Consider the following 24544-nt stretch of genomic DNA (forward strand, 5'->3'; position numbering starts at 1 on the left):
CTTGGTTATCGCTGTTCCTCTAGGGTGACTTCTCCGGTGGTGATGTCGATCTCGCTGCGCAGGTACAACGACAGCGGGATCGGCTCGGCCCACATGTCGGCGACGATGTCGAAGGCGACGACACACTGGCGGCCATCGGTTTCCTGCCGCAACTGGATATCCAGAGTGCCTTCGTTGATCCGTGGCTCGAACCGGCGGATCGCGGCCTGCATCATCCTGCGGATTCCATGGGCGCGTTCTTCGGTCGAGAAACCGCCCGACGGATCGGGAACGCCATAGTTCAGCACGGAATTGGCAACATGGGGATATCGCTCGCTGTCCAATGCCGACCCGAGGCTGGTGGCATTCAGCAGCCAAGACAGATCGCGGCGAACGATATCGCGCAGACGGTTGATGTCGATGACCCGCCGGTCCGGCGCCTCGCCGGATTTCTCCGGTTCGTCGTCGGTCAGCCGGTCCAGCAACGAGGGCTGAAGGTGTTCGCTGATCGTGCGCTCAACCACCGGGAGCATCCGCTTCGGGGGCATCCATGATCAGTGTCCGCAGATCCATCAGCCCGGTATCGCCGGTTTCGGTCGTCAGCAACCGCTGGCCAAGGCCGACAAAGGTATCGCCGCCCGCATCCAGCCAATCGGTCCGCCGCGACAGCCGCGCGGCATCGTCGCCCCGCTCGGCCGTCCCGGCATAGCGGGTGGGGATCAGCGCCACAGTGTCGCCGCCGTTGTGCAGGGTCAGATGTGCGGCACTCCAGACGCAATCGCGCAGATCGCCGGGTTCTTCGACCACCAGTTTCGCGATGGCAGTGAACGGCATCCAGAAATAGCGCCCGTTGACGACGATTTCCAGAACCGGACCAAGCCGCATGTCGGCATCGGCGATCCATTCAAACCGCGTATCGTTCAGCGTACCGCCACAAGATGGTGCCAGGTCAAAGGCGCGCGCCCGCAGATCGGCCGCTTGCTGTGGCTGTCCACCGGCCAGCGCCTTGACCGCCTGCCCCAGCAGCGCAATCCATTCGGCAGGTTCACCAAAAACCAGCGGATCCTTTTCGCCGGTGAACACCTTTTCGCGGAACACCTCACAGATGATCGCCTCGCGGTATGTCTGGGCCATGGGCAGCGCCGTCGGGTCAAGCTCGGCACAGAGTTTCAGCTGCGTGATCGCACGTTTCCAGTCGCCCCGAACACAGAGCAGTTGAAACAGAAAAATGCGCAGCTTTGCATCGGCGGGTTTCGCACGTACCTGCGCCTGCAACGCGTCAAGCGCGCCGTTCAGATCGCCTTGACGGACAAGTTCGGCGGCATCGGCAGTCATGCGCAATCTCCCGTCAGTAAAAAAAAGGGCCCGTCACCGCAGAACGCGGGAACGGGCGGGGTTCATCAGAACGAGTCGGCCTTGTTGGCCGCGATGTCGTACTTGAATTCGGGAAGCGCACCCGCGCCGCCGGTTTTCAGCTGTTCGGTGTACTTCATGTGGAAGCTGCCGAAATTCAGCGTGATGTTTTCGGTCAGCCGGTCTTCGCCGCCCGATCCGCCGTTGCTGATCGAGGACACGATCAGATCCTTGATGTGCAACAGGATATATTCCATCTGCGTGCCGCCGGCTTTGCGCACCACCAACTTTGCCTCGCCGATATGTTTACCGGTTGCGCAGTGCTGCAACAGGATCGGCGACGACTTGTCGATATATTTGGTGAATGAAATGTCCTGAAAATTGGCCTTGCCAGCCCCCGACCCGCCGCCCATGTGGGTCGAGCCGCTGTTGCTGACGCCCCAGGACCAGGCGAGAACGTCAATCTCATCCTTGTGTTTGTCATCCTGAGACTCGCCTTTGATGTCGCCAATCTTGAAAAACTGGTCAACAGCCATGGTAATGCTCCTTCGTCATTGCGGCGACCGTGGCCACCTGGGTTTGAAATGGTTCCGCGCGAAATTCGCACGGTTTCAAAATCGTCATGCCGTCTTTTCCGACGGCACCTTCGACACCAGCCGCAGGGACACAGACAGCCCCTCAAGCTGGTAATGCGGGCGCAGAAAGAACTTGGAGGAGTAATAGCCGGGATTCCCCTCGACCTCTTCGATCACGACCTCGGCGGCGGCCAGCGGCTTGCTTGCCTTTGCGGTTTCCGAGGAATGCGCCGGAGAGGCATCGACATACTGGTTGATCCAGTTTTGCAGCCACAACTCCATGTCGTCCCGGCTTTTGAAAGAGCCGATCTTGTCGCGAACCATGCATTTTAGGTAGTGGGCAAACCGGCAGGTGGCGAAAAGATAGGGCAGACGCGCCGCCAGATTGGCGTTCGAAGTCGCGTCCGGATCGTCGTATTCTGCAGGTTTGTGCAACGACTGCGCGCCGATAAACGCCGCCATGTCGGTGTTCTTGCGGTGGATCAGCGGCATCATCCCAAGTTTGGCCAATTCTGCCTCGCGCCGGTCGGAAATGCCGATTTCGGTCGGACATTTCATATCCACACCGCCGTCATCGGTCGGAAAGGTGTGGGTTGGCAGGTTTTCGACCGTACCACCGGATTCAACCCCGCGGATGCGCGAACACCAGCCATATTCCTTGAAGCTGCGGTTGATGTTGGTGGCCATGCCATAGGCGGCGTTGACCCAGGCGAATTTGTCGCTTTCGGCCTGTCCGACATCCTCTTCGAAGGCGAATTCTTCGATCGGATTCTGTTTCGCACCATAGGGCTGACGACCAAGGAACCGTGGCATGGTCAGGCCCAGATATTTTGAATCCTCGCTGTCGCGCAGGGATTTCCAGCCGGCATATTCCGGTGTGCTCATGACCTTGGCAAGGTCACGGGGGTTGGCCAGTTCCTGCCAGGATTCGAAATTCATCAGCGACGGATCGGCGCCGGTGATGAACGGCGCATGGCAGGCCGCAGCGACCTTGGCCATCTCGCCCAGAAGTTCGACATCGGGTGCCGAGTGGTCAAAGTGGTAATCGCCCACAAGACAGCCATAGGGCTCACCGCCGAACTGTCCGAATTCTTCTTCGTACAGTTTCTTGAAGATCGGTGACTGGTCCCAAGCTGCACCTTTGAACTTGCGCAGGGTCTTGTGCAGATCCTTTTTCGAAATCGCCATCACGCGGATTTTCAGCTGTTCGTCCGTCTCGGTGTTGTTCACCAGATGGTGGAGCCCGCGCCACGCCGATTCCAACTGCTGAAATTCGGCGTTGTGAATGATTTCATTCACCTGCTGGGTCAGCTTGCGGTCGATCTCGGCGATCATTGACTGCAACGAATGCAGCACGTCGTTCGAGATCAGCGAGGTGTTTTCAAGCGCCTGCGCCGCGAGTGTTTTCACCGCATTTTCGACAGCGGCCTTGGCCGTGTCTGTGCGCGGTTTAAAGTTCTTTTGCAGCAGGGTGGAAAAGTCGCTGTCTGCGGTTTCTGTCGCGCCTTCGGCGGCGGCAGACTGGGTTGCTTCTTCGGCCATTGTCGCGCCTCCCTATTCTTTGTCGTCTGCGGGCGCGGGCGCGGCGGCCAGCGTCTTGAGCAGCTCTGGGTTGTTCATCGTCTCGGCGATCAGTTCTTCGGCACCCGGCTTGCCGTCCATATAGCTCATCAGGTTTGACAATTCGTTGCGGGCATCCAGCAGCTTCTTCAGCGGCCCTACCCTTGCGGCGATGGCCCCCGGCGAAAAGTCCTCCATGCTTTCAAAGGTCATATCGACCGACATATTGCCCTCGCCGGTCAGGGTGTTGGGCACCGAAAATGCCGCGCGCGGCTTCATCGCCTTCATCCGGCTGTCGAAATTATCGACATCTATTTCCAGAAACTTGCGGTCGGCGATGCCCGGCTGGGCCACTTCGGATTTACCGGCCAGATCGGCCATTACGCCCATGACGAAAGGCAACTGCACTTTCTTTTCGGCGCCATAAAGCTCTACGTCGTATTCGATCTGCACGCGGGGCGCGCGGTTGCGGGCAATGAATTTCTGCGAACTGGACATCGCTGTCTCCCTGTCGGTCTGAGCGTTTTCGCGTTGGTTTCATGTTTAGTGGCGCGGGCCACGGCCTGTCACTCCGGGTTTTCCATACCTCCGATCAGATTCAGGTTGTCGACGCCGGCGGGCGCCAGATCGCGGACAATGGTCATGAAGTCCGCACCGATCAGGCGGCGCGCACGGTGCAAAAGGATTGGCAGCGGGCTGGACGGTTCATGATCAGCATAATATTTGATGATCCGGTCCAAAGCCTTTTCCACATCGGCGGGCGACTCGATGGCCCCCGGAACCGCCGCCCGAGCAGTGGACGGCGCATTTTCCGAAGCCGGAACAGCACCGGCGCTGGCATCGCCCTGCACCGGTTCAGGCTCGGCCACGTCAACAAGCGGTGCCAGTGCAACACGGGCCTTTTTCAGCAAGGATTGCAGTGCATCCAGATTTGGTCCCTGCCCCGGCAAACGTTCATCAAACACCCCGTTGATCGCGACGACATCGGCAAGGGCGGCATCGATTGCCGCGAAAATCTCTTGCAGGGTTTCGGCGGGCGTGTCCTGAAAGGCGGCCGAAACGGTCTGCGCCGTCGGCGGATTGTCCATGCCGGCGGGCGGCGCGGACTCACCCTCGGCGATGGCCATATCGCGCAGGGACAGGCGGCCAAAATTCGGGCTGAGGGTCAGAGGCGCGCTGCGCACGGCCGCCAGCAATGTCGAAGCATCGCTCAGCCCCAGCACCGCGTTGACCCGCATGGTTGGGTCGTCGTCATCTTCGGCGTCGAGCTGTGGATGGCAACTGTCCCAGTAGTCCTCAAGGCAGCTGCGGAGATACCCCGTTGCCTCGGCCAGTCCGGCAAAGCCGTGCAGCCGTGTCGCCGCATAGCCATAGAGGATCGCGGCCCGCAGATCGTTGGATTGCGACAGCACCGCAACTGCCCGTTCGACGATCAGCTTCGCGTCGGGTTCCTGCGCGGCGATGATCTCGCTTCCCGCCTGTCGCTCTTCCTCGGGGCGGGCCGCAAGCAAAAGGTCGGTGAACAGTTTTTCATATTCAAGGTTTTCGCCACTGGGGGCGTCTTCGCCATGGATCTGGGCAAAAATTGACACGCAGCACTCTCCGCAAGGTCTAAAATATGTTGACCGTCAAAAAAATGCCGCAAGGAAACACCCGACAGACGGATGACTGTCAAAATATATCGACGCCGGCAGAACTTTGCCGGTCTTCAATCAAAAATGTCTTTCCCGGCTGCGCGAACCTCTGACGGGTTCTGACGATCCTTAAGGTGACGTTAGGTCACAAAGATTGGTAAAGCAATAAAATTGGTCCGGGGTCGCACGCCTCTGTGCGGCAACGGATCGAGAGGTGGTGTCGCAAGATCCGACTCCGAAAACGTCTCGCATTCGTCACTATCGCGGGAAATCGACCGGAAACTGATATTCACCATTGACCGAAAACCGTCCGACCGGGCACCAATTGTGAAAGTTGGGAGAATTTCCAGATGATCAAACATGCATCCCGCACTTGCGCCACTGCCCTGACCATGACCGTTCTGGCCGCCGTGCCGGGATGGGCGCAGGACGATCCCGCACCACGGGGTGAACATGTGACTTTGCTGGGCATCCCGTCGGGAACCGTCGCACCCGGCGGGTTGGCCTTTGTCAGTCTTGCGGGCACCACCAACCGCGTCGATGCGCCCGACACGCAAGACGGATCGCTGGCCTTCGGGCTGGGCTTTGGCAGCGCGGAAGACGGAATCGGCGTGCAATTCACCACGCAGATCACTTCGCTGACTGACGACTTTGGCGACTCGGGATATCTTGCCCTGAAATTCTCGCGCCGGGTCGTGGCAAGCGACAATCCGGTCTATCTGGGCCTGTCGCTCGACTATCTTACTCCATGGGGAGATGTGGATGGCCGCGACCCCGAGGCGGCATTGTCTTTGACCAAATTCACACGTCTGCAATTTTCGGAAACCACCTCGCTGCCGGTTATGTTTACCCTTGGCGCGGGCACCGGAGTGCGCAACAACGATACCGACCCGGGGATCTTTTTCGGCGCCGGGATCGGGCTGAATGAGAACCTCGGCGTCAGCGCAGCCTGGAGCGGGGAGTATGCGGACATCGGCGCGTCGTTCCGCTTTGACGGGGTCGACAATCTGGGTATCAGCGCCACTGTGCACGATGTATTCGACCAGAAAGACAACCGTCGGCTGACCGTTGCCGTGAACTATTTCCTGCAGGATCTGTTCTGACATGATGACAAAATTCAAAATTCTCGGTGGTGCCGCGGTCGTTCTGGCCCTGACGCTGCCTGCCCTTGGCGGCGAAGGTTCGGAAAACCCCACGGGTCCGACATTCGTGCCACCTTTCGTACCGCCGTTCACCAGCCCGGTCTTCGTGCCGCAGGACCTGACGAAACCATCGGAGCGGCGCCGGATCATCAATACGACAGGCATCGGCACGGGAATCGGCACCGAGATTTCGCCGACCGCAACCACCAATCTGATCCGGGGCATCAACAGCGCGCAGACCTTCTGTGCCCGTCTGCCTGATCTGGCGTACCGGATTGATTGCCTGTCGAACCAGTTGGAGCAGGTGGCCGAAGCCATCCCCGACACCGGCGAATATACCGAGGCGAAACAGATCGTCCAACAGGCAGCGCGCAAGTTGAACGCCACGGCCCGGCGCAATGCATCGCCCAGCAAACGCCCCGCCAACCTGCGTGCGCCCGGCGTGGCACCCCAGCGCAGCACCCGGCCGATCGTGCCCATCCGTCCTGAACGGTTGGCGCAGGCAACGGCCGAAGCGGTGGCCATCGTCGAAGAGGCCGAGACCCTGCTGTTGCGCGCGTCGCAAACATCAGAGCGCCGCAAGGTCGCCTATCAGCAGATCGCGCTGGCCGTGGGATCGACGAAGGTCCTGTTGCGCGCAAGCTGAACCGCCGCTGAAAAAAGCGCCTCTGGCAGGCCGGGTCAGGAAACCCCCCGTATCCTCGGACTGGCGAATTTGCTAGGCTGACACATTGATGGATGGGATTGGGGAGCGGACGAATGGCACGGACTGGCTTTATGAAACAGGGCGTGTGGGCCGCCGTTCTGGCGTTGTCGGCGACCCTCCCCGCGCTCTCTGCGGCTGCACAGGACAACCCTTTTTCCGGTGGATGGACGCTGAATGCGGACGGTTCCGCCCTGCGCTTTCAATCGGTCAAGAACGAAACAAAGGTCGAATCGTCAAGTTTTGCCGCCTATGAGGGCACAATAGCCGAGGATGGAACAACCACGATCCGCATCAAGCTGGATTCGGTCGATACCAAGGTTGATCTGCGCAATGTACGCATGCGGTTCCTGTTTTTCGAAACCTTCCAGTTCCCCGAGGCGGTTCTGACGGCCACCATCGACCCCGCGCTGCTGGCTGATCTGCCTCAGGTGCGGCGCAAGCGGATCACGATTCCCTATGCGCTGAGTCTGCATGGGGTTGAAAAGCAGGGCGAGGCAGAAGTCGCGGTGACCCTGATCAGCGATGATCTGGTGGCCGTCGCCTCGGGCGCGCCGATATCGGTTGCTGTGGCGGACTATGGGCTGGAAAATGGCATCCGCAAACTGGAAGAGGCGGCGAACGTCAAGATCGTGCCCTCCGCCACGGTGAGTTTCGATTTCACCTTTGCGCGCAACACCTCGGGGGCGGCAGTCACCGCCGCCGCCGTCCCTGCCGCCCCTGCCCCTACCCCGGCCGATACAGCACCCGCTGCGGCGGTGGAAACAGCGGGTAATTTCGATCTTGCGGCCTGCGTCGGGCGGTTCGAAATCCTGTCGCGCACCGACAACATCAATTTCACCTCGGGCAGTGCCACGTTGGACCCCGACAGCTTCTTCCTGCTCGACTCGATCGTGGACATCGTGCGCCGTTGCCCCGGCCTGCGGGTCGAGGTGGGCGGCCATACCGATGACCTGGGCAGCGACGCCACCAATCTGCGGCTGTCGCAACGGCGCGCAGCCTCGGTTTCGGAGTACCTGACAACCAAGGGCGCCGATCCGGCGCAGATCACCCCGACCGGATATGGCGAAGCACGCCCCGCCTTTTCCAACGACAGCCCCGACAACCGCCGCCGCAACCGCCGCATCGAATTCGCGGTCCTGAACGGATGATACGATGACCCTGCCCGCCTCCCGCGTATTGGTGACATTTGCCGCGCTCGCTTTGCTTTGTCTGGCAAGCACAGTCGCAGCCGCGCAGGAGCGTCTGGCGCTGGTGGTGGGAAACGGTAAATACGACGCGGTGCCGAGCCTTGATAATCCGGTATCGGATTCACGGCTGATCGCCCGAACGCTTGAACAGGCGGGGTTTACCGTGACGCTGCTGAACGACGTGCGACAGACCGATCTGATCCGCGCCATCGGCAGGTTCGGGCGCGATCTGCGCACCGCCGGAAGCGAGGCAACCGGCCTGTTTTATTACGCGGGTCATGGGGTGCAGTCGTTTGGCAACAACTATCTTTTGCCCAGTGATGTCGCGCTGACCGACGCCGCCGATCTGGCGCTGGTCGGGGTCGAGGCGCAGGCGGTTCTGCGGCAAATGGCCTCTGCCAAGAACCGCACGAATATCGTGATCCTTGACGCCTGCCGCAACAATCCCTTCATCGACATTGCCGACATGGACGACAACGGTTTGGCCGAGATGAAGGCACCCACCGGCACATTTTTGTCCTATGCCACGGCCCCCGGCGCGGTGGCGCTGGACGGAGAGAGTATCAACAGCCCGTTCACCGCCGCGCTGGCCGCCCATCTGACCGAACCGGGGGTGCCGATCGAACAGATGTTCAAAAGTGTCCGCATCGACGTTTTGCGTGCGACCAACGGAACTCAGGTGCCTTGGGATACCTCGTCGCTGACCCGCAATTTCAGCTTTGTCGAAGCGCCCGAAATCGACCGTGAAAAGGCTGCCGATGATGCGCTGTGGGCCTCGATCAAAGGCACCAGCGATCCGGTTCAGATCCTGCTGTTTCTGCGCGCCAACCCCGCCAGCCGCCACAGTGCCGAGGCGACGGCCCTGCTCAGCCGTCTGATTGCAGCCGAGGCATCCCCGACCGGGACCGACAGGCTGGCCGCCGTCACACCCAACGAGCCCTCGCGCGCCGCGCCCGCGATCGATCCCGATACGGGCCCGGAGTCTGATCCCACTGCGGATCTGCCCGGCGAAAGTGAACGGGAGATGATCGAACGCGCCCGCACGTCGGGACAGAAGGCGGATTATCAGGCCTATCTCGATGTCTGGCCCGAGGGCACCTATGCCGAACTGGCCGCCTTTGAAATCACGATCCTTGACACGAAGCCCGCAAATTCTGCCGCCCTGCCGGTCGAACCTGCCCCCGGAGCTGCCCCCGAACCTGCAGCGGAACCCGTAGCCCAGCCTGCCCCCAACAACGGCGAGGCGGTCACCTTTGATGCACCCCTTGCGGTTGGCGGCGACGGCGTGGTCGGCCGGACTCTGGAACAGCTGATCACCGGATCGCCATTGTTTCCCCCGATCGAGGGGCTGCCCGAAGAATACTGGAAAAATCAGAACTGCTCCGGATGCCACACTTGGCAGCGCGAAAATCTGTGCATTCAGGCGCAGACCTATCTCAGCGCGAATGCCGAACGCGCGCTGTCAAAACAACATCCATACGGCGGCGGGTTCAAGGCAAACCTCAGACGCTGGGCAGAGAACGATTGCAAATAGGTGATCAGGGTGCAGCCCGGGTGGTGACGAAGAAATAGAACCATTCGCCGCGAAAATCCGGCTGATCGCCCGCCTTTGCCACCGCTATGCGGTCGCGCAGAAATTCAAGATAGGGTCCGGCAGGTTCTACCAGCGGGCGGATGCCGTCGTACAGCGGCACCGAACTGGCGAAGGCCACCATGATCTCTTGCCCGAAAGGGGGTGAAACGGTGATCGTGATTGCCCGCTTGCCATCCGGACCAAAGCCCACGCGCTGCAATTCGCGCGTGTCTATGGCGCGCAGGGGCACAAGTTCGTTGGGTTGCAGGTGCAGCACCTGACCCTCGGCATCGAAGAAATCCACATAGAAATAGGCCGGGTAATCCGGGCCGCGCACCTCGAACTCCAGCAGTTCACCTTCGCTGAACTCACTGACGGCGGCAAAGGGCACATCGCCCACCACCCGCGGATCGCCCTCCTGATCGTCAGACTGCGGGAGCCCGACCGCATCAATCGCCGAAAGAATCCCGCATTGTGGCCGCGGCAGGATCATCACCTCGTCCAGCACCGGAATCGCCTGCCCGACTTCGACCCTCAGCGCCTGCATCACCGGCCCGCGCAGCCCGTCCTCGGGCAGATGACCCCGCACTCGCAGGTGCCCGGTTTCGGGATCGAACACGGTTTGCAGCCGCGCACAGGGCACCTCCGCCAGCAGCGCGCCGATCCGGTCGCGGACCTGCGGACCATCGGCGACAGGATCGCCCGCCCGGCTGAACGCCTGAATCGCGGCCAGCGACACGGGGTCAAGCACCGGCGCATCACCGCTCCAGGCCAATGCGGCGGTCTGCCTGCTGCTGTCGGGGGTCAAGGGAGGTGCGGCGGCGGCGCTGGGGGCAACGCTGGCCACGGATGCCGCATCCAGCGGGATCGGCAGCGGTTCGCCCCCTCCGGCTGGTGTCGGGGCGACGGCTGCCGCTGTCCCGGCCACAGCATCCAGCGGGGCGGCGGGCGCGGACCCCGGCAATACAGGCACGCCTTGCGGCGGCAAAACCGGCGAAGGAGCGGACGCGGGGGCAATCCCATCGGCCCGGACAGCCGCCGGGACGATGCGTGCAGTCTGCCGGGCCGACAGGGCAGTCCCGGCCAACGCAGAGGTCACCGCATCGGCGGACGATACGGCAACTCCGACCTGCACCGGAGCCGCAACGCGGGCTGGCTCTGCCTCAGGCGTGACAGAAGCCACAGAGGGCAAAGCGACGGTGGCAATACGGGCCGGTGTCGCCATCGGGGTCACGACAGAAACGGCTTCGGGCGAAGCAGACAGCGCAACCGCCGCCACAAGATCCGGCGCAGATTCGCGCGCAGTCACGGCGTTGGAATCGGGTGGCATGGTCACCGCGACGGTAGCAGGCGCAGATTCAGCCGTGGCAACCCCGGCATCGGGCAGATTCGAAACCACAGCAACGTCGGTGCGGACGGTTTCGTCCAACCGCGCCGCCGCCAAGGGGGCTGTCGGCATCGGCTGTGTCCCGGGATCGACCGGTGCCATCGCCATCGCAGGGGGTGAGATTTCGGCGGTGGCAATCCCCGCTTCGGGTGCAAGCGGGGACAGCGGCGCACCTGCCCCGGCGGCTGTATTCACCCGCGCGCCCTCCAACGGCGCAGCCACACCGGCGCGCGCAACGGGTTCGATCGGTGCCATCACCATCGCGTCGGGAGGTTCCGTCGGCAGCCGATCCGCCTCTTGCGTGGCAACGAGCGGCACAGCCGGATTATCCACCGGCGCGGCGCGCGTTCCCTCAGCCGCAAGTGCGGCCACCGCCCGCCCCCCCGCCTCTGCCGGCGCAGCACGGCGCACCGGAATTGCCGCACCCCCTGCCCTTGCGCCCACGGGTTGCGACTCGGACGCGGCATCGGCATCAGCCGTCTGTTCGTCGGCACGGTTCTGGGGCACGGGATAGGCGGCAATATCAAACTCCGGCTCGGACAGCGTCGGAGCAGGTGGCGGGCCGGGGCGCACCGCTGCCATCACCAGCACAGCCAGCCCGGTGTGCGCGAGCAGCGACACGACACCGCCCGCAACCCAAAGAGCGCCACGCATCACCCATCCCCCGGGGTCAGCACCAACACGACCCGGCGCGCGCCCAGCGACTCGGCCCGGGCCGACAAAGGCAACACATCGCGCAGCCGCGCAGCCCGGTCAGCATTGATCCGCACCAGCGTTTCCGGCGCCCCGTCCAGCCGTGCCGCCAGTTCCTCGAACGCGCGATCCAGCGGCAGAACAACCCCGTCCAGCGCCAGATCACCCGTGGCCGACACCGACAGAGTGATCCCGCCACCGGGCATGTCGGCGCCGCTGACCGCGATCGGCGGCAATACATCAAAGGGTGCGGTGGCATCCATCCGACCAACCAGCATGAAAAACACCAGCAAAAAGAATACCACGTCGATCAGCGCGACGATGGTTTCGGGCGGCGTGCGGCGGATCGGACGCGACAGCTTCATGGGTCACCTGCGGCATGCAACTTGCTCATCGTGCATTGTGGAAATCGAAGGCTCATGACGCACCTCCGGGATGCGACAAGTTCATAACGCACCTCCCGGATGCGACAGCAGCATGGCGCAGCCAAGGGTGCGACCGGCTCATGGCGCACCCTCCAGCCGCACGATCCGCAACCGCCCCGCGCCGCCCTGAACGGCAGCATCCATCAGCCGCGCCAGCGCCTGCACATCCGCCTGCCCCGATGGCAACACCACGACCTCGAGCCCGGGGCGTTCGCCAAGCCGCGCGGCCACCAGCGCCGACAGATCTGCAGGGCTCAGCGCTGCGCCCTGCACCTTGATCGTGCCGCTGCTGTCTAAAAGCACCAAGAGCCGTGTGGTGTCGCCGGGCGGTGCGGCACCGGTGACATCATCCTGTCCGGCCAGTGGCACCATATCGAGATCGAGATAGGTCGAAGTGACCATGAAGAACACCAGCAAGATCATCAGCACATCGATCATCGCCACCAGCGATATCCGCGCCCCCTGCCCCTGTCTGCGGTTCAGCTGCATCGCGCCCTCCGCGTCACTCCAGCCCGTCTTCGATGGCATAGAGCCGGCCCACCGCCGCCTCGGCCATCTGTGCGGCACGTTCCACCCGCGCGCCCAACAGACCGGCGGCCAGCGCTGCGGGAATTGCGACGATCAGCCCTGCCGCCGTGGTCAGAAGCGCCTGCCAGATGCCTGCCGCCAACAAAGCCGCATTGGCCGAACCCTCGGCCATCGACAACTCGCGGAACGCCTCGATCATCCCCAGAACGGTGCCGAGAAGTCCCAAAAGCGGGCTGACCATGGCGATCAGTTCAAGCAGGCGCAGCCCGGTCGACATCTCGGCAAGTTCGGCATTGCCGCGCCACTCCAGATCCTCGTCCAGCAACCGGCGCGGGCGGCCGCTGTCCAGCCCCGCCATCGCCTGCGCCAGCAACCGGTCGGCGGGCGTCACCGGAGCCGACAATGCCGCGCGCGCCGCTTTCCGGTCACGTCCGGCCCATTTGTCCAGCGCCGCATCGCGCCGCGCCCGGCCCGACAGAACCCGCGCCAGGGCCATGATCCGCACAGCGATCAGCGCAAGTGACAGAAGCGACAGCACAATCAGGATCCAGATGATCGGCCCGCCGTCAGACAGAATGTCGCCCGCGCCGCTCATCGGGTCACTTCGTCAGACCGATATCGGCGCGGCTGACCAGATCGACCATGGCAAAGCAATCCGCGTCCTCCCCGCCCGCCTGACAGGTGGCAATGTCGTGCAGCAGGATCTCGGAAATACCATCGCAGCTCGCGCCCGGAATCTCGAACAGTTTCAGCGTCGTGCGCCCGGCGGGCAATGGCGCCGCGTCGATGGTCAGCAACTGATCGATCACCCCCGATGCATTCAGGATTGCCAGGCTCATCTCGAACCCGTCCAGAGTTTGCGCCGTGCGGTTGCGGAACAAAAAGAACGCCCGGCACCCGCCGGTGTCGCCCGGTTCGACCTTGTTCAACTCAACCGTCAGTCGCCCGTCCTGCGCCCATCCGGGCCCGGCGCCCAGCGCCAGAGCCGCCGCCACCGTCATCAAAGCCATCCGTCCCATGAAACCCGCCCTCCCGCGTGATCCGTTGCCCCATAACACGGAGAACACACCGTCCGGTCAACCCCGCTGCGATACAATCGGGGGGTTGGCCGTTGACACGCGACGTTGCATCATGGGTCTGAACGATCCGCAATCCGCCCGAAATCCACCAATCGAGGTTCCGATGCGCGCGCCACTCCTTGCCTTGTGTGTGATCTCCGCCGCGATGCCTGCCCATTCGGCGGCGCAGAAATCCGATGATTTCTGCCGCGCGGCCAGTGGGGTCGACATGGTCGATACATCGCAGATCGTGACGCCGGAATTTCTCGACAAGATGCGCGAAATCGGGGTGACCACCATCGGGCGCTACTTTGACTATGAGGATGAGACGATCACCGGCAAGCGTTTGCGGGCCGAAGAACTGCCGCTGATCGCATCCTATGGCATGTCACTGGTGGTGGTGTTCCAGCACAACAACAACCTGGCCGAAACATTCGTCGACTGGAAAAACCGCGGCCCGGCCGATGCGCGCGAGGCATTGAAGCTGGCCGCGCAATTCGGCCAGCCGGACAATGGCGCGATCTATTTCGGCGTCGATGGCGATTTCGTCGGCAATGGCGCGATTTTCCACACCGATGACGTCCTTGGCTATTTCGAAGAGGTGAACCGCACGTTCGACGCCGCCGGTGTTTCCTATCCCGTGGGGGTCTATGGCTCGGGCGAAACCTGTTTCACGCTGATCGGCGAAGGGTTGGCGGGGTTCTGCTGGCTGTCGCACAGCCACGGCTTTACCGGCACGCCCGAGGCATTGTCGGCCGGTGCCTTCGACATCGAACAGTTCCTGCACGGCACCTGCGGCGGGCGTCCGGTGGATTTCAACAAGGTGAATGAGGGCGTCACCGCTTTTGGCCAATGGATGCCGCAATAGGCCGATCGGACCGGAACGGATCACGCGGCTGGGTGCGGTTCTGGGCAGGCGTTTCTTGCACCTGCCCGGACATTGCCGACGGATGGCTTTCACCGCCGTAAAAATCTCAGATAACCGGTCGTGCCGCAATCAGGCGGTCAATGCCTTTCCCAGACGCGGCAGTGTTGCGCGTTTCAACAGGGCGCGCAGATCAAACGTTTCGCCCGCCAGACGCTCTGCCTTTTCGTGCACTGCGCCGGTGGCGCTGCGCACCAGATCGGGGGCAGCCGTGAACAGATCCAGCAAGAACCGGTCAGGATCAATCCGCAACAGACCTTCGTCGGCCAGCAGGTGGCGCGGAAAATCTCGGGCGTTGAAGGTCACGATGGCATCTGCCGACCCGGCAATCGCGCTGGCCAGAACATGCACATCGTCCTTGTCGGGCAGGTGCAATCGCCGCAGATCGCCGTCGCGGGGCAATACCGATGCCTCGGGCCAGCGGGCGGTCAGCACGGCGATTTCGCCCCGCGCCACAGTTTCCGCCCCCGGGCCCAGCTTGATCGTCGCCCGGGCCCATTCTTCGAGGATCCGGGGCGACCACAGGGGCCTGAACAGCCCCTGTTGTGCACAGCCCAAAAGAACCTCGCGCAGGACCGTGGGATACAGGACGCAGGCGTCCAGTGTGACCTTCACGCCACCAGCCGGAACACCAACACCTTGAGGTAGCCGCTTTCGGCCAGTTGCGGCAGTTGCGGGTGATCGGCCCCGGCAAATCCGGTGTGGATCAACTGCGCCCGGCGCCCTGCCCGTCCGATGCCCGAAAGACAGGAACCGCGAAACCGCGACAGATCGACGGCGTGTGAACAGGAACAGAGCACCAGATATCCGCCCGGCTCGACCAGAACCGCACCCAGCCGCGCGATCCGTTCATAGGCGCGCAAACCGGCCTCAAGTGCCGGTTTGTTTGGTGCAAAGGCAGGCGGGTCACAGACGACCACGTCGAAACGCGCACCCTCTTCGGCCAGTGCGGCCAGAACGTCAAAGGCATCGCCGCGCCGGGTTTCAAACCGGTCGGCAACTCCGCTGGCTACGGCGCCAGCCGTTGCCAGCTCCAGAGCCGGGGCCGAACCGTCGACGGCCAGCACATGCGCCGCGCCCCCCCCGGCCAGCGCCGCAAGGGCAAAGCCGCCAACGTGACTGAACATGTCCAGCATCCGCGCGTCTTTCGACAGCGCAGCGACGAAAGTGTGATTCGGACGCTGATCGAGGAACAACCCGGTTTTCTGTCCGCCCAGCACATCGGCCATATAGGTCGCGCCGTTCATCACCACCGGAACCGGACCGTCGACAGTGCCGCGCAGCAGGCAGGTTTCTTCGTCCAGTCCTTCAAGCGTGCGCGCGCGTCCGGTGGCGTTCTTGACCACAGTGGTCACACCCGTCACCCGAATCAGGGCGTCGACCAGCGGTTCAAGCATCACATCCGCCCAGGCGGCATTTGGTTGAATTACGGCCACATCGCCGAAACGGTCGATCACCACGCCAGGCAGGCCGTCGGCCTCGGCGTGAATCAGGCGATAGAAGGGTTCGGGATACAGTCGGGCGCGGTGGCTCAGCGCCTGTTCCAGACGGGCAGTCAGCCACGCGGAATCGATCACGGCATCCGGATCACGGTCCAGCATGCGGCAAACGATCTTTGACAGGGGGTTTACCGCGACAGTGCCAAGGGGGGTGCGCTCTGCATCCTCAAGGGTCGCGATGGTGCCGGGCGGCAGATTGCCTGTGCGCCGGTCAATGACCAGCTCGTTGTCGAAAACCCATGGCGCGCCGCGACGTATGGCGCGGGCATCGGATTTCGGACGCAGGCGAACAACCGGACGAACCGGGGCGGAGTCGTGGGGGGGGGGTGTCTGATCCATCCCCCCCCTCTAACTGCTTTGCCGGTCCGCCGGAAGAGGCGTCGCTCAGGCGCCGTGGACGGTGCGACGTGGCGTAAGCGCGGCAAACCGGGCGGCGATCCAGACGCGCAGCGCACGGACGCCGTCGCGGGTGGCCTCGGCGCGCATCAGGCGGGCGCGGCGTTCGATGTCCTGCACGTCAATGGCGTCGTACGGGGTGATTTTATAGGCGGTCATTTACTCAGTCCTCAAGGGTGATTTTGTTCTGCGAGGGGTACCTATGCCTCGGACCGGGCGGCCACCACCGACAGTGCTGCAACTCCGCCATGCAGCCGACGCATGCTGATCGGCGCCTCCCCGCCTGTCCGCCCCGCATCACCGCTGTTGTTAGCGCTAAACTGAAATGCTACACAGGGGTCGATTCAACCGGGTGCGCACTGCCAGACCCCGGACAGAACCCCCGAAAGGAGCAGCAGCGCCATGACGATTGATCCCACCATCACCCGCGTGACCGACCGGATCGTGGAACGCAGCAGCGCCAGCCGCGAAATCTATCTCGACCGGATGTGTCGCGCTGCCGAAGACGGGCCCCGCCGCGCCCATCTGACCTGTGGCAATCAGGCCCATGCCTATGCCGCGATGGAAAATGACAAGGACGCGCTGGCAGCAGCACGGGCACCCAACATCGGAATCGTCACGGCCTATAACGACATGCTTTCGGCGCATCAGCCCTATGAGACTTTCCCCGACCGGATTCGCGCCGCCGCGCGCACCGTTGGCGCCACGGCACAGGTGGCCGGCGGTGTGCCAGCCATGTGCGACGGCGTCACCCAAGGCCAGCCCGGCATGGAGTTGTCGCTGTTCAGCCGCGACGTGATCGCGCTGGCCGCTGGTGTGTCCCTGTCGCACAACACGTTTGACGCGGCCCTGTATCTGGGCGTCTGTGACAAGATCGTGCCGGGACTGGTGATCGGTGCCGCAACCTTCGGGTTTATCCCCGGCATATTCGTGCCCGCCGGACCGATGACCAGCGGACTGCCGAATGATGAAAAGGCCAAGGTGCGGCAGCAGTTTGCCACCGGCGAAGTCGGGCGCGACGCGCTGATGGCGGCCGAAATGGCCAGCTATCACGGGCCGGGCACCTGCACCTTTTACGGCACCGCGAACAGCAACCAGATGCTGATGGAGTTCATGGGCCTGCACCTGCCCGGCGCGTCTTTCGTCAACCCCGGCACGCCCCTGCGCGATGCCCTGACCGACGAGGCGGTGCGCCGCGCCGCCGCGATCACCGCACTGGGCAACAATTACACCCCGGTCTGTGACATTCTGGACGAAAAGGCTTTCGTCAACGGCATGGTCGGGCTGATGGCGACGGGCGGATCGACCAACCTGATCATCCACCTGCCCGCCATGGCGCGTGCTGCCGGTATCCTGCTTGACCTGTCGGATTTTGCCGAACTGTCTCAGGCGGTGCCGCTGCTGGCCAAGGTCTATCCCAATGGGTTGGCCGATGTGAACCATTTCCATGCGGCGGGGGGGCTTGGCTATATGATCGGGCAACTGATTGACGCGGGACTGTTGCATCCGGATGTCAAAACAGTGGCGGGTGAGGGTCTGGACCATTACGCGCGCGAACCATCGCTGAGTGACGGCGCGTTCCAGTATCGCGACGGCCCGAAGGACAGCCTGAACGACAGGATTCTGCGCCCGGTGTCCGACCCGTTCCAGAAACATGGCGGTTTGCAGGATCTTCAGGGCAATCTGGGGCGTGGCGTGATGAAAGTGTCGGCTGTCGCCGCCGAACGCCATGTGATCGAGGCGCCCTGCCGGATCTTCCACGACCAGAACGACGTCAAGACGGCTTTCAAAAACGGCGAATTTACCACTGACACCGTGATCGTCGTGCGGTTTCAGGGGCCACGTGCCAATGGAATGCCGGAACTCCATTCCCTGACGCCCACGCTGGCGGTGTTGCAAGACCGGGGGCTGAAGGTTGCGCTTGTCACTGACGGGCGCATGTCCGGCGCATCAGGCAAGGTGCCATCGGCGATCCATGTTTCGCCCGAGGCGGCGATGGGCGGCCCGCTGGCACGGTTGCGCGAAGGCGATGTGGTGCGGGTCGATGCCACCAGCGGCACGCTGGATGTGCTGAATGTCGATCTGGACAGCCGCGAAGCGATTATGGTGGATCTGAGTGGCAACAGCCACGGCATCGGACGCGAGCTGTTCGAGGTGTTCCGCCAGAACGTCGGTCTGGCCAGCGACGGGGCCGGCGTGGTCGTCTGACCGCGCCTGTCGTCTGCCAAGGCACCGGAAACGCCCCCTGCACCGCCTTGGCAGATCGACCCTGCCCGACGACTTACATCAATCGAATGACGATTCAAAGCCCCATATGACAATCACACTCCCATCTCTGCCCTTGCCGTTGTGGACAGGGCGCGGCCACTTGGGGTATCCCGGTGTCGAACAAACAGGACCATGCCCATGACCCCCGAAGCCGCCTCGGCCAAAGCTGCCGAAATCTGCCGTCTGGCCCCCGTTATTCCGGTGCTGGTGATCGACGATGCTGCAACGGCGCAAGAACTTGCAGCCGCACTGGTACGTGGCGGTTTGCCCGCGCTTGAAGTGACATTGCGCACCCCGGCCGCGCTGGACGCGATCCGTGAGATGGCGAAGGTACAGGGCGGCATTGTCGGCGCAGGCACCCTGCTCACCCCCGCCGATGTTCAGGCCGCCGTCGATGCCGGCGCCAAGTTCGGAGTTTCGCCCGGCGCAACGGCCCGGCTGATGGATGCCTGCGAAGAGGCGGGCCTGCCGCTGCTGCCCGGGGCCGCCACAGCGTCCGAGGCGATGGCGCTGCTGGAGCGCGGCTATACCACACAAAAGTTCTTTCCGGCCGAAGCGAATGGCGGCGTCCCCGCTCTCAAGGCCATCGGAGCACCGATTCCGCAGGTGAAGTTCTGCCCCACAGGCGGTGTCAGCCTGAAGAACGCGCGCGACTATCTTGCCCTGTCCAACACGCTGTGCGTCGGCGGCAGCTGGGTCGCCCCTGCAAACATGGTCGCCGCTGGCGATTGGCAGGGGATCGAAACTCTGGCCCGCGAAGCTGCTGGCCTGACCGGCTGAACTAATCAGCCCTGATTGCGACGTCCGGACTCAGGACGTCGCAACCCTGAAGGCGCGGTTTGGCTGGCGCACAGTCTCAGGCGTCGCCGAACTTTCCGGCCCGGCCGCCGCGCCGTTTCGGCACCGGCAGATCGGCCAGACCCGCGCGCAGAACCGTATTCATCGGATGCCCGGGGTTTGTCTGTTCATAGAGCGCGAGCAATGCAGGTATCGCCCGCGCCGCTGTCCAGTCTTCGGGGAGCGACAAGGCCCAGTCAAGAAACACCGAACGGCATTCCTCGGGGGTTATCCCTTCGATCCGGTAACTTTCGCGGATCAGACCTTTTGGGTCGGTCGTGGCATTGTCCATGGCGTGCTCCGACTGTTTGGTCCGGGTTAATCCTCCGGCTCACCCTTGCCAAGCACGTCTGCGACACATTGGGCCGCATGTTCGGCGTTTTTCGCCAGTATCCGCTGCATTTCTTCCAGATCGCCCGCCCCCGAGACCCGCAACAGCAACTGAACCCCGCCCGCGCCCAGATCATTCGGGTCCAGCGGTCCGGGACTGAGCAGGCGACAGGCGGAATGCAACGACCACATCAGAGTATCGGCACCGCGCAGGACATCCGCCGCCGCCGCCTCGATCTTCCCCGCCTTTACCGCCGCGTCCAGTTGCGCGCCGATCGCCTGCACATCGGTGCCTGACAACAGCGCCAGCGCCGACACCGCCAGTTCGATATCCTGCAAATATCCCGCGCCACGCCGCAGATCCAGCGGCCCGCCCGATGATTTCGCCGCCGCCAGTCGCGCGCGCATTGTGGCGGTGTCTTTGCGAACCGCCGCAGCATCGCGCGGCCCGGCCAAAACCGAACGGCGGAAAGCTTCAACCTCGGCACACAGGTCGGGCGCACCGACCATCGGACGCGAGCGGGTCAGCGCCAGATGTTCCCAGGTCCACGCCTCGGTCTGCTGATAGTTGCGATACGAGGCCAGCGACGTCGCCACCGGACCCTGCCGCCCGGATGGCCGCAACCGCATGTCGACCTCATAAAGCTGACCTTCCGCCATGGGCACCGAAAGGGCGGTGACCAGCGCCTGCGTCAGCCGCGCGAAATAAGGCCGCGCCGCCAAGGGGCGCGGCCCGTTCGAGGTTTCGTCTTCGCCCGGATCATAAATCACGATCAGGTCCAGATCGGACGCCGCATTCAGCCGCCGCGCACCGAGCGACCCCATGCCCATCACCATTGCCCCGCGCCCCGGTGGCGGGCCGTGCTTGCGCGCGAATTCGTCAACAACCAAGGGCCAGACCGCGGTCAGAACCGCCTCGGCCACATCGGCGTATTGCGCACCGGACTCCGCCCCGTCGATCAATCCGCGCAGATGATGCACGCCGATCCGGAATTTCCATTCCTTCGCCCATGCGCGCAAAAGGTCCAGTCGCGCCTCGTAATCATCGCCGTCTTCCAGTCGTTGGGTCAGATCAGTCTCAAGCCACTCTGGTCCGGGCCAATCGGAGAAAAAGCTGCCGGCAATGACCGCGTCGAACACCCCTGCATTGCGCGCCAGATAGGCGGCCAGTTCCGGCGCCGTATCGACAATATCGATCACGAGATCGATCAGTTGCGGATTCGCCTCGAACAGCGAAAACACCTGTACTCCGGCGGGCAGACCCCGCAGGAATCCGTCAAGATGGGTCAGCGCGCGGTCGGGGGCGCGGCTTTCGGCAAGACGTGATAAAAGGGCCGGGCAGATGCGGCTGAAAATTTCCTGCGCCCGGGCCGAGCGAAGCGCCGGATACCCCCGCCAGCCGCGCACCACGTCTTCCTGTTCCGGGGTCAGATCGGGTGCCGGAATTGCCGGGTTCGCGGGGGCGAAGAAATCCTCGGTCAGGCGCGCCACCCGGATCAGCCGCCCCGACAACCCGGCCCGCAGATCAGCGACGTCGCGGTCCATCATCGCGGCCAGTCGCGCAAAGCCCCGATCGGTCTGCGGTAGATCGTGGGTCTGCGCATCGGCGACCATCTGTATCCGGTGCTCGACCTCGCGGTGGGCGCGGTAATCCACCGTCAACTGACCCGCGACATCGGATTCGACCCAGCCCGCCGCCACAAGTTTCTCAAGACCTTCGACCGTACCGCGCACCCTGAGGGAAGGATCACGGCCACCGGCAATGATCTGCCGGGTCTGGGTGAAGAATTCGATCTCGCGGATGCCGCCGCGCCCCAGTTTCAGGTCATGCCCCTCCAGCACCACAGGCCCATGCAGGCCCCGATGTTCGCGGATTCGCAGGCGCATGTCGTGGGCATCCTGAATCGCCGCGAAATCCAGATGGCGACGCCAGACAAAGGGGCGCAGGTGGCCCAGATACTTGTCGCCCGCCGCGATATCTCCGGCACAGGGGCGCGCCTTGACATGGGCCGCCCGTTCCCATGTGCGGCCCAGACTTTCATAATAACGTTCTGCCGCCTCCATGCTCAGCGCGACAGGCGTCACCGCGGGATCGGGGCGCAGGCGCAGATCGGTGCGAAAGACATAACCATCGGCGGTGTTGTTCGACAGCAGTCCCGCCATCGCCTTGGTCGCGCGCACGAAACCCGGGCGCACCATGGGAAAATCTTCGGGATCAAATCGCGATTCGTCGATCAGGCAGATCAGATCAATGTCGGACGAATAATTCAGCTCGAACGCGCCCATCTTGCCCATGGCCAGCGCAAACAACCCGCCCGCATCGGCCAGATCGGCCTCGTCCACACCGGGCAGCCTGCCCCGTGCCCACTGCGCCCTAACGCTGGCCTTCATCGCGCGATCGACCGCCAGATCGGCAAACCGGGTCAGCGCGCCGGTGACCTGTTCCAACGTCCAGACCCCGCCAAGATCGGCCAACCCGCTGAGCAAGGCCACCCGCCCCTTGGCAAGGCGCAGACCGGGCGCGAGCGCCGTATCCTCCAGCGCGACAACGTCGGCCATCACGCCGTCGAAACTCGCCTCTGGATCACCGGTCAGGACGTCGTGCAGCCAATCGGCCTCACGCTCCATCAGCGATTTCAGGAACGGGCTGCATCCGGCCGCGCCGGTCAGCAATGTGCGAAGCTCGGGCGCAAGGTCGGCGAAGGGCGCGACACCTTCAGCCGCACGCTCGGGCTCGAATGGGCGGGGACTGCGGGTCAGGCGTGCGGCGAATGTCATTGCCCAACGGTCTGCCATGGGCGGGTCAAGGTCAAGAGTGCGCGAAGGCCAAGGGCGGGCTTGCGAACATCACAAGGCTGGATCACCCTGCCCGCGAACAGGAGGGGGCGAGATGAGCAAAAGCGTCAATCGGGTCAAGGCTGCACTGCAGGCCGCCGGGCTTGATATCCGGATACAGGAGATGGCCGCCGACACCCGCACTGCGGCGCAAGCGGCGGCTGCGGCGGGTTGCGACATCGACCAGATCGCCAAATCGATCATTTTCCGCGATGAATCCTGCGACCGGGCTGTGTTGTTTGTAACCGCTGGCGGCAATCAGGTGGCTCCGGACAAGGCGGCCAACCTGGCGGACGCGCCGCTTGGCAAGGCGGATGCAGGTCTGATCCGCACGCAAACCGGTTTTGCCATCGGTGGCGTTTCACCTCTGGGCCATCTGTCGCCAATCCGGGCTTTTTTCGATCCGCGCCTGACGGATTTTCCGGAAATCTGGGCCGCTGCCGGCACTCCACGACACATATTTCCCATCGCCCCCGCCGATCTTTTGCGGATTACAGGCGCGCAAGTGGCTGATTTCACGGCCTGAAGCAAATAATGTAAATCGACTTCACATAGGCCCTTGAAAGTCGGGCCGGCAACGCCAATTTTGGTAATGTGAACGACATTCACATTGAACCAACAAGAGGACGGAGACCCAATGAGCACTTTTGCCTATAACACCGTCACCCGCCCGTCATGGCTGGCGCGCACCGAAGCCTGGTTGGATGACCGCGGCAAGGGTGCCTGGATCGCCGTGATGGTTATCGGGTTCATCTTTTTCTGGCCTGTCGGCCTTGCCCTTCTGGCCTATATGATCTGGAGTAAGCGCATGTTCAACAAATCCTGTTCCAAAGTGCGCAACCGCGCGCGTGGCATGAACTTCAACACGTCCGGCAACACTGCATTCGACGCCTATAAGGCCGAGACCCTGCGCCGGCTCGAAGACGAACAACAGGCGTTTCAGGACTTTCTTCAGCGTCTGCGTGAATCCAAGGACAAGTCCGAATTCGACCAGTTCATGGACGACCGCGCCAAGCGGACCGAGCCCCATGACACCGCGCCGATCGAAACCTGATCGCCGGCACGATCTGCCCGCCCCCGCACCCTGGGGGCGGCTTTCCATTCGCGAGAGGATATCAAGATGAGCTTTACCGATCCCGCCCGCACCGGAGACTGGGGCCTGCCCGATCCGGACACCGACGCCGCATTCTTTGACGATGTGCCGACCAAGCGGTTTCTGGCATGGCTTGTCGATATCCTGCTGGTTGGCCTGCTGACGCTGCTGACCTTGCCATTCACGCTGTTCGTCGGTTTGTTTTTCCTGCCGCCGCTGTTCATGGTGATCAGCTTTTGTTACCGCGTGGTGACGATCGCCAACTGGTCGGCAACGCCCGGAATGCGCCTGATGAACATCGAATTCCGCACGGCGCGCGGCACTCTGTTCGATCTGCCCGCCGCGTTCTTGCACACCTTGGGATTTGCCGTGTCGATGGCGATGTTTCCGTTGCAGATCATTTCGATCGTGCTGATGCTGACCACGGGTCGCAAACAGGGTCTGAGCGACCATGTGATGGGCAGCGCGGCGATCAACCGCGCCAGCTAACGGGTTTTCACCAAAGGGCTTGGCGACGCAGTGATGGGTTGCTAGGCTGTATCCAACCGAAGCATTCGATCA

26 protein-coding genes are annotated in these 24544 nt (G+C 63.1%); 10 read left to right on the forward strand and 16 right to left on the reverse strand.

The features are described 5' to 3' along the window. Positions 1-5 precede the first annotated feature (5 nt). From tssE to tssA, 6 genes are all read right to left on the reverse strand, one after another. The gene (tssE, locus tag FQ320_RS22000) at positions 6-512 is read right to left on the reverse strand and encodes a type VI secretion system baseplate subunit TssE (RefSeq protein ID WP_370513093.1); all 507 of its coding nucleotides are present in this window, start codon (positions 510-512) and stop codon (positions 6-8) included. Continuing rightward, positions 496-1314, reverse strand: a complete 819-nt coding sequence (locus FQ320_RS22005; protein ID WP_148475454.1) for a type VI secretion system accessory protein TagJ — start codon at positions 1312-1314, stop codon at positions 496-498. Before FQ320_RS22005 ends, tssE begins: the two co-directional genes overlap by 17 nt. A gap of 65 nt (positions 1315-1379) precedes the next feature. Then, positions 1380-1868 (reverse strand): type VI secretion system tube protein Hcp, encoded by a 489-nt coding sequence (locus FQ320_RS22010; RefSeq protein ID WP_148475455.1) that lies wholly within the window; start codon positions 1866-1868, stop codon positions 1380-1382. A gap of 84 nt (positions 1869-1952) precedes the next feature. Beyond that, positions 1953-3449: a type VI secretion system contractile sheath large subunit gene (tssC, locus tag FQ320_RS22015; protein WP_148475456.1), complete on the reverse strand. Its 1497-nt coding sequence runs from the start codon at positions 3447-3449 to the stop codon at positions 1953-1955. Between the two features lie 12 nt (positions 3450-3461). After that, positions 3462-3965 (reverse strand): type VI secretion system contractile sheath small subunit, encoded by a 504-nt coding sequence (tssB, locus tag FQ320_RS22020; RefSeq protein ID WP_148475457.1) that lies wholly within the window; start codon positions 3963-3965, stop codon positions 3462-3464. Positions 3966-4033: 68 nt separating this feature from the next. Continuing rightward, on the reverse strand, positions 4034-5059 hold the full coding sequence (gene tssA, locus FQ320_RS22025; RefSeq protein ID WP_148475458.1) for a type VI secretion system protein TssA: 1026 nt from the start codon (positions 5057-5059) through the stop codon (positions 4034-4036). A gap of 392 nt (positions 5060-5451) precedes the next feature. Here tssA and FQ320_RS22030 point away from each other — a divergent pair, with 392 nt between their 5' ends. The 4 genes from FQ320_RS22030 to FQ320_RS22045 all read left to right on the forward strand — a co-directional run bounded on the left by FQ320_RS22030 (position 5452) and on the right by FQ320_RS22045 (position 9670). After that, complete coding sequence (locus FQ320_RS22030) at positions 5452-6204, forward strand: hypothetical protein (protein ID WP_148475459.1); 753 nt, start codon at positions 5452-5454, stop codon at positions 6202-6204. A 1-nt stretch (position 6205) separates the two neighbouring features. Beyond that, on the forward strand, positions 6206-6889 hold the full coding sequence (locus FQ320_RS22035; RefSeq protein WP_148475460.1) for a hypothetical protein: 684 nt from the start codon (positions 6206-6208) through the stop codon (positions 6887-6889). 131 nt (positions 6890-7020) lie between these two features. Further along, positions 7021-8097, forward strand: a complete 1077-nt coding sequence (locus FQ320_RS22040) for an OmpA family protein (RefSeq protein WP_255509666.1) — start codon at positions 7021-7023, stop codon at positions 8095-8097. Positions 8098-8101: 4 nt separating this feature from the next. Then, entirely contained in the window at positions 8102-9670 is a 1569-nt protein-coding gene (locus FQ320_RS22045) for a caspase family protein (protein WP_148475462.1), read from the forward strand. Positions 9671-9674: 4 nt separating this feature from the next. Here FQ320_RS22045 and FQ320_RS22050 read toward each other — a convergent pair whose 3' ends face one another. From FQ320_RS22050 to FQ320_RS22070, 5 genes are all read right to left on the reverse strand, one after another. Further along, positions 9675-11750 (reverse strand): DUF4384 domain-containing protein, encoded by a 2076-nt coding sequence (locus tag FQ320_RS22050; RefSeq protein ID WP_148475463.1) that lies wholly within the window; start codon positions 11748-11750, stop codon positions 9675-9677. Next, entirely contained in the window at positions 11750-12154 is a 405-nt protein-coding gene (locus FQ320_RS22055; RefSeq protein WP_148475464.1) for a biopolymer transporter ExbD, read from the reverse strand. Before FQ320_RS22055 ends, FQ320_RS22050 begins: the two co-directional genes overlap by 1 nt. 138 nt (positions 12155-12292) lie before the next feature. Further along, positions 12293-12703: a biopolymer transporter ExbD gene (locus FQ320_RS22060; protein WP_187394031.1), complete on the reverse strand. Its 411-nt coding sequence runs from the start codon at positions 12701-12703 to the stop codon at positions 12293-12295. Between the two features lie 13 nt (positions 12704-12716). Continuing rightward, positions 12717-13337 (reverse strand): MotA/TolQ/ExbB proton channel family protein, encoded by a 621-nt coding sequence (locus FQ320_RS22065; protein WP_148475466.1) that lies wholly within the window; start codon positions 13335-13337, stop codon positions 12717-12719. A 4-nt stretch (positions 13338-13341) separates the two neighbouring features. After that, on the reverse strand, positions 13342-13761 hold the full coding sequence (locus FQ320_RS22070) for a hypothetical protein (RefSeq protein ID WP_370513094.1): 420 nt from the start codon (positions 13759-13761) through the stop codon (positions 13342-13344). A 163-nt stretch (positions 13762-13924) separates the two neighbouring features. On the opposite strand from FQ320_RS22070, the gene FQ320_RS22075 reads away from it, so the two are divergent. Next, a complete protein-coding gene (locus FQ320_RS22075; protein ID WP_187394032.1) occupies positions 13925-14668 on the forward strand; it encodes a glycoside hydrolase domain-containing protein in 744 nt (247 codons plus the stop codon). Between the two features lie 129 nt (positions 14669-14797). Here FQ320_RS22075 and FQ320_RS22080 read toward each other — a convergent pair whose 3' ends face one another. Genes FQ320_RS22080 through FQ320_RS25850 form a run of 3 tightly spaced genes read right to left on the reverse strand, consistent with a single transcriptional unit; the run spans position 14798 to position 16779 of the window. Further along, positions 14798-15340: an RSP_2648 family PIN domain-containing protein gene (locus FQ320_RS22080; RefSeq protein ID WP_148475468.1), complete on the reverse strand. Its 543-nt coding sequence runs from the start codon at positions 15338-15340 to the stop codon at positions 14798-14800. After that, positions 15337-16563 carry an RSP_2647 family RNA methyltransferase gene (locus FQ320_RS22085; protein ID WP_148475469.1) on the reverse strand — a complete coding sequence of 409 codons (1227 nt, stop codon included), beginning with the start codon at positions 16561-16563 and terminating at the stop codon, positions 15337-15339. The genes FQ320_RS22080 and FQ320_RS22085 overlap by 4 nt, the downstream gene beginning before the upstream one ends. Positions 16564-16608: 45 nt before the next feature. Then, the gene (locus tag FQ320_RS25850; RefSeq protein ID WP_187394033.1) at positions 16609-16779 is read right to left on the reverse strand and encodes an RSP_7527 family protein; all 171 of its coding nucleotides are present in this window, start codon (positions 16777-16779) and stop codon (positions 16609-16611) included. A 243-nt stretch (positions 16780-17022) separates the two neighbouring features. On the opposite strand from FQ320_RS25850, the gene edd reads away from it, so the two are divergent. Together edd and eda are read left to right on the forward strand one after the other, a co-directional pair. Then, the gene (gene edd / locus FQ320_RS22090) at positions 17023-18828 is read left to right on the forward strand and encodes a phosphogluconate dehydratase (protein ID WP_148475470.1); all 1806 of its coding nucleotides are present in this window, start codon (positions 17023-17025) and stop codon (positions 18826-18828) included. 198 nt (positions 18829-19026) lie between these two features. After that, on the forward strand, positions 19027-19668 hold the full coding sequence (gene eda / locus FQ320_RS22095) for a bifunctional 4-hydroxy-2-oxoglutarate aldolase/2-dehydro-3-deoxy-phosphogluconate aldolase (protein ID WP_148475471.1): 642 nt from the start codon (positions 19027-19029) through the stop codon (positions 19666-19668). 76 nt (positions 19669-19744) lie between these two features. On the opposite strand, the gene FQ320_RS22100 is transcribed toward eda, so the two are convergent. Next, complete coding sequence (locus tag FQ320_RS22100) at positions 19745-20017, reverse strand: hypothetical protein (protein ID WP_148475472.1); 273 nt, start codon at positions 20015-20017, stop codon at positions 19745-19747. Positions 20018-20043: 26 nt separating this feature from the next. Then, positions 20044-22851 (reverse strand): glutamine-synthetase adenylyltransferase, encoded by a 2808-nt coding sequence (locus FQ320_RS22105; protein ID WP_255509667.1) that lies wholly within the window; start codon positions 22849-22851, stop codon positions 20044-20046. A 94-nt stretch (positions 22852-22945) separates the two neighbouring features. Between FQ320_RS22105 and FQ320_RS22110 the strand changes: the two genes are divergently transcribed. The 3 genes from FQ320_RS22110 (at position 22946) to FQ320_RS22120 (ending at position 24472) form a co-directional block, all read left to right on the forward strand. Then, positions 22946-23416, forward strand: coding sequence for a YbaK/EbsC family protein (locus FQ320_RS22110; protein WP_148475473.1), 471 nt, complete (start codon positions 22946-22948; stop codon positions 23414-23416). 111 nt (positions 23417-23527) lie between these two features. Then, a complete protein-coding gene (locus FQ320_RS22115) occupies positions 23528-23944 on the forward strand; it encodes a DUF2852 domain-containing protein (RefSeq protein WP_148475474.1) in 417 nt (138 codons plus the stop codon). A gap of 60 nt (positions 23945-24004) precedes the next feature. Continuing rightward, positions 24005-24472 (forward strand): RDD family protein, encoded by a 468-nt coding sequence (locus tag FQ320_RS22120; protein ID WP_370513095.1) that lies wholly within the window; start codon positions 24005-24007, stop codon positions 24470-24472. The last annotated feature ends 72 nt before the right edge of the window (positions 24473-24544 follow it).

It is taken from the genome of Oceaniovalibus sp. ACAM 378 (genome assembly GCF_008085915.1).
In the GTDB taxonomy this organism is placed as follows: Bacteria; Pseudomonadota; Alphaproteobacteria; order Rhodobacterales; family Rhodobacteraceae; genus Oceaniglobus.

Bases quoted from the DNA above. Each gene is read 5' to 3' on its own strand.
- tssE (WP_370513093.1), bottom strand. From the start codon at position 512: ATGCTCCCGGTGGTTGAGCGCACGATCAGCGAACACCTTCAGCCCTCG.
- FQ320_RS22005 (WP_148475454.1), bottom strand. From the start codon at position 1,314: ATGACTGCCGATGCCGCCGAACTTGTCCGTCAAGGCGATCTGAACGGC.
- FQ320_RS22010 (WP_148475455.1), bottom strand. From the start codon at position 1,868: ATGGCTGTTGACCAGTTTTTCAAGATTGGCGACATCAAAGGCGAGTCT.
- tssC (WP_148475456.1), bottom strand. From the start codon at position 3,449: ATGGCCGAAGAAGCAACCCAGTCTGCCGCCGCCGAAGGCGCGACAGAA.
- tssB (WP_148475457.1), bottom strand. From the start codon at position 3,965: ATGTCCAGTTCGCAGAAATTCATTGCCCGCAACCGCGCGCCCCGCGTG.
- FQ320_RS22030 (WP_148475459.1), top strand. From the start codon at position 5,452: ATGATCAAACATGCATCCCGCACTTGCGCCACTGCCCTGACCATGACC.
- FQ320_RS22035 (WP_148475460.1), top strand. From the start codon at position 6,206: ATGATGACAAAATTCAAAATTCTCGGTGGTGCCGCGGTCGTTCTGGCC.
- FQ320_RS22040 (WP_255509666.1), top strand. From the start codon at position 7,021: ATGAAACAGGGCGTGTGGGCCGCCGTTCTGGCGTTGTCGGCGACCCTC.
- FQ320_RS22045 (WP_148475462.1), top strand. From the start codon at position 8,102: ATGACCCTGCCCGCCTCCCGCGTATTGGTGACATTTGCCGCGCTCGCT.
- FQ320_RS22050 (WP_148475463.1), bottom strand. From the start codon at position 11,750: ATGCGTGGCGCTCTTTGGGTTGCGGGCGGTGTCGTGTCGCTGCTCGCG.
- FQ320_RS22055 (WP_148475464.1), bottom strand. From the start codon at position 12,154: ATGAAGCTGTCGCGTCCGATCCGCCGCACGCCGCCCGAAACCATCGTC.
- FQ320_RS22060 (WP_187394031.1), bottom strand. From the start codon at position 12,703: ATGCAGCTGAACCGCAGACAGGGGCAGGGGGCGCGGATATCGCTGGTG.
- FQ320_RS22065 (WP_148475466.1), bottom strand. From the start codon at position 13,337: ATGAGCGGCGCGGGCGACATTCTGTCTGACGGCGGGCCGATCATCTGG.
- FQ320_RS22070 (WP_370513094.1), bottom strand. From the start codon at position 13,761: ATGGGACGGATGGCTTTGATGACGGTGGCGGCGGCTCTGGCGCTGGGC.
- FQ320_RS22075 (WP_187394032.1), top strand. From the start codon at position 13,925: ATGCGCGCGCCACTCCTTGCCTTGTGTGTGATCTCCGCCGCGATGCCT.
- FQ320_RS22085 (WP_148475469.1), bottom strand. From the start codon at position 16,563: ATGGATCAGACACCCCCCCCCCACGACTCCGCCCCGGTTCGTCCGGTT.
- FQ320_RS25850 (WP_187394033.1), bottom strand. From the start codon at position 16,779: ATGACCGCCTATAAAATCACCCCGTACGACGCCATTGACGTGCAGGAC.
- edd (WP_148475470.1), top strand. From the start codon at position 17,023: ATGACGATTGATCCCACCATCACCCGCGTGACCGACCGGATCGTGGAA.
- eda (WP_148475471.1), top strand. From the start codon at position 19,027: ATGACCCCCGAAGCCGCCTCGGCCAAAGCTGCCGAAATCTGCCGTCTG.
- FQ320_RS22100 (WP_148475472.1), bottom strand. From the start codon at position 20,017: ATGGACAATGCCACGACCGACCCAAAAGGTCTGATCCGCGAAAGTTAC.
- FQ320_RS22105 (WP_255509667.1), bottom strand. From the start codon at position 22,851: ATGGCAGACCGTTGGGCAATGACATTCGCCGCACGCCTGACCCGCAGT.
- FQ320_RS22110 (WP_148475473.1), top strand. From the start codon at position 22,946: ATGAGCAAAAGCGTCAATCGGGTCAAGGCTGCACTGCAGGCCGCCGGG.
- FQ320_RS22115 (WP_148475474.1), top strand. From the start codon at position 23,528: ATGAGCACTTTTGCCTATAACACCGTCACCCGCCCGTCATGGCTGGCG.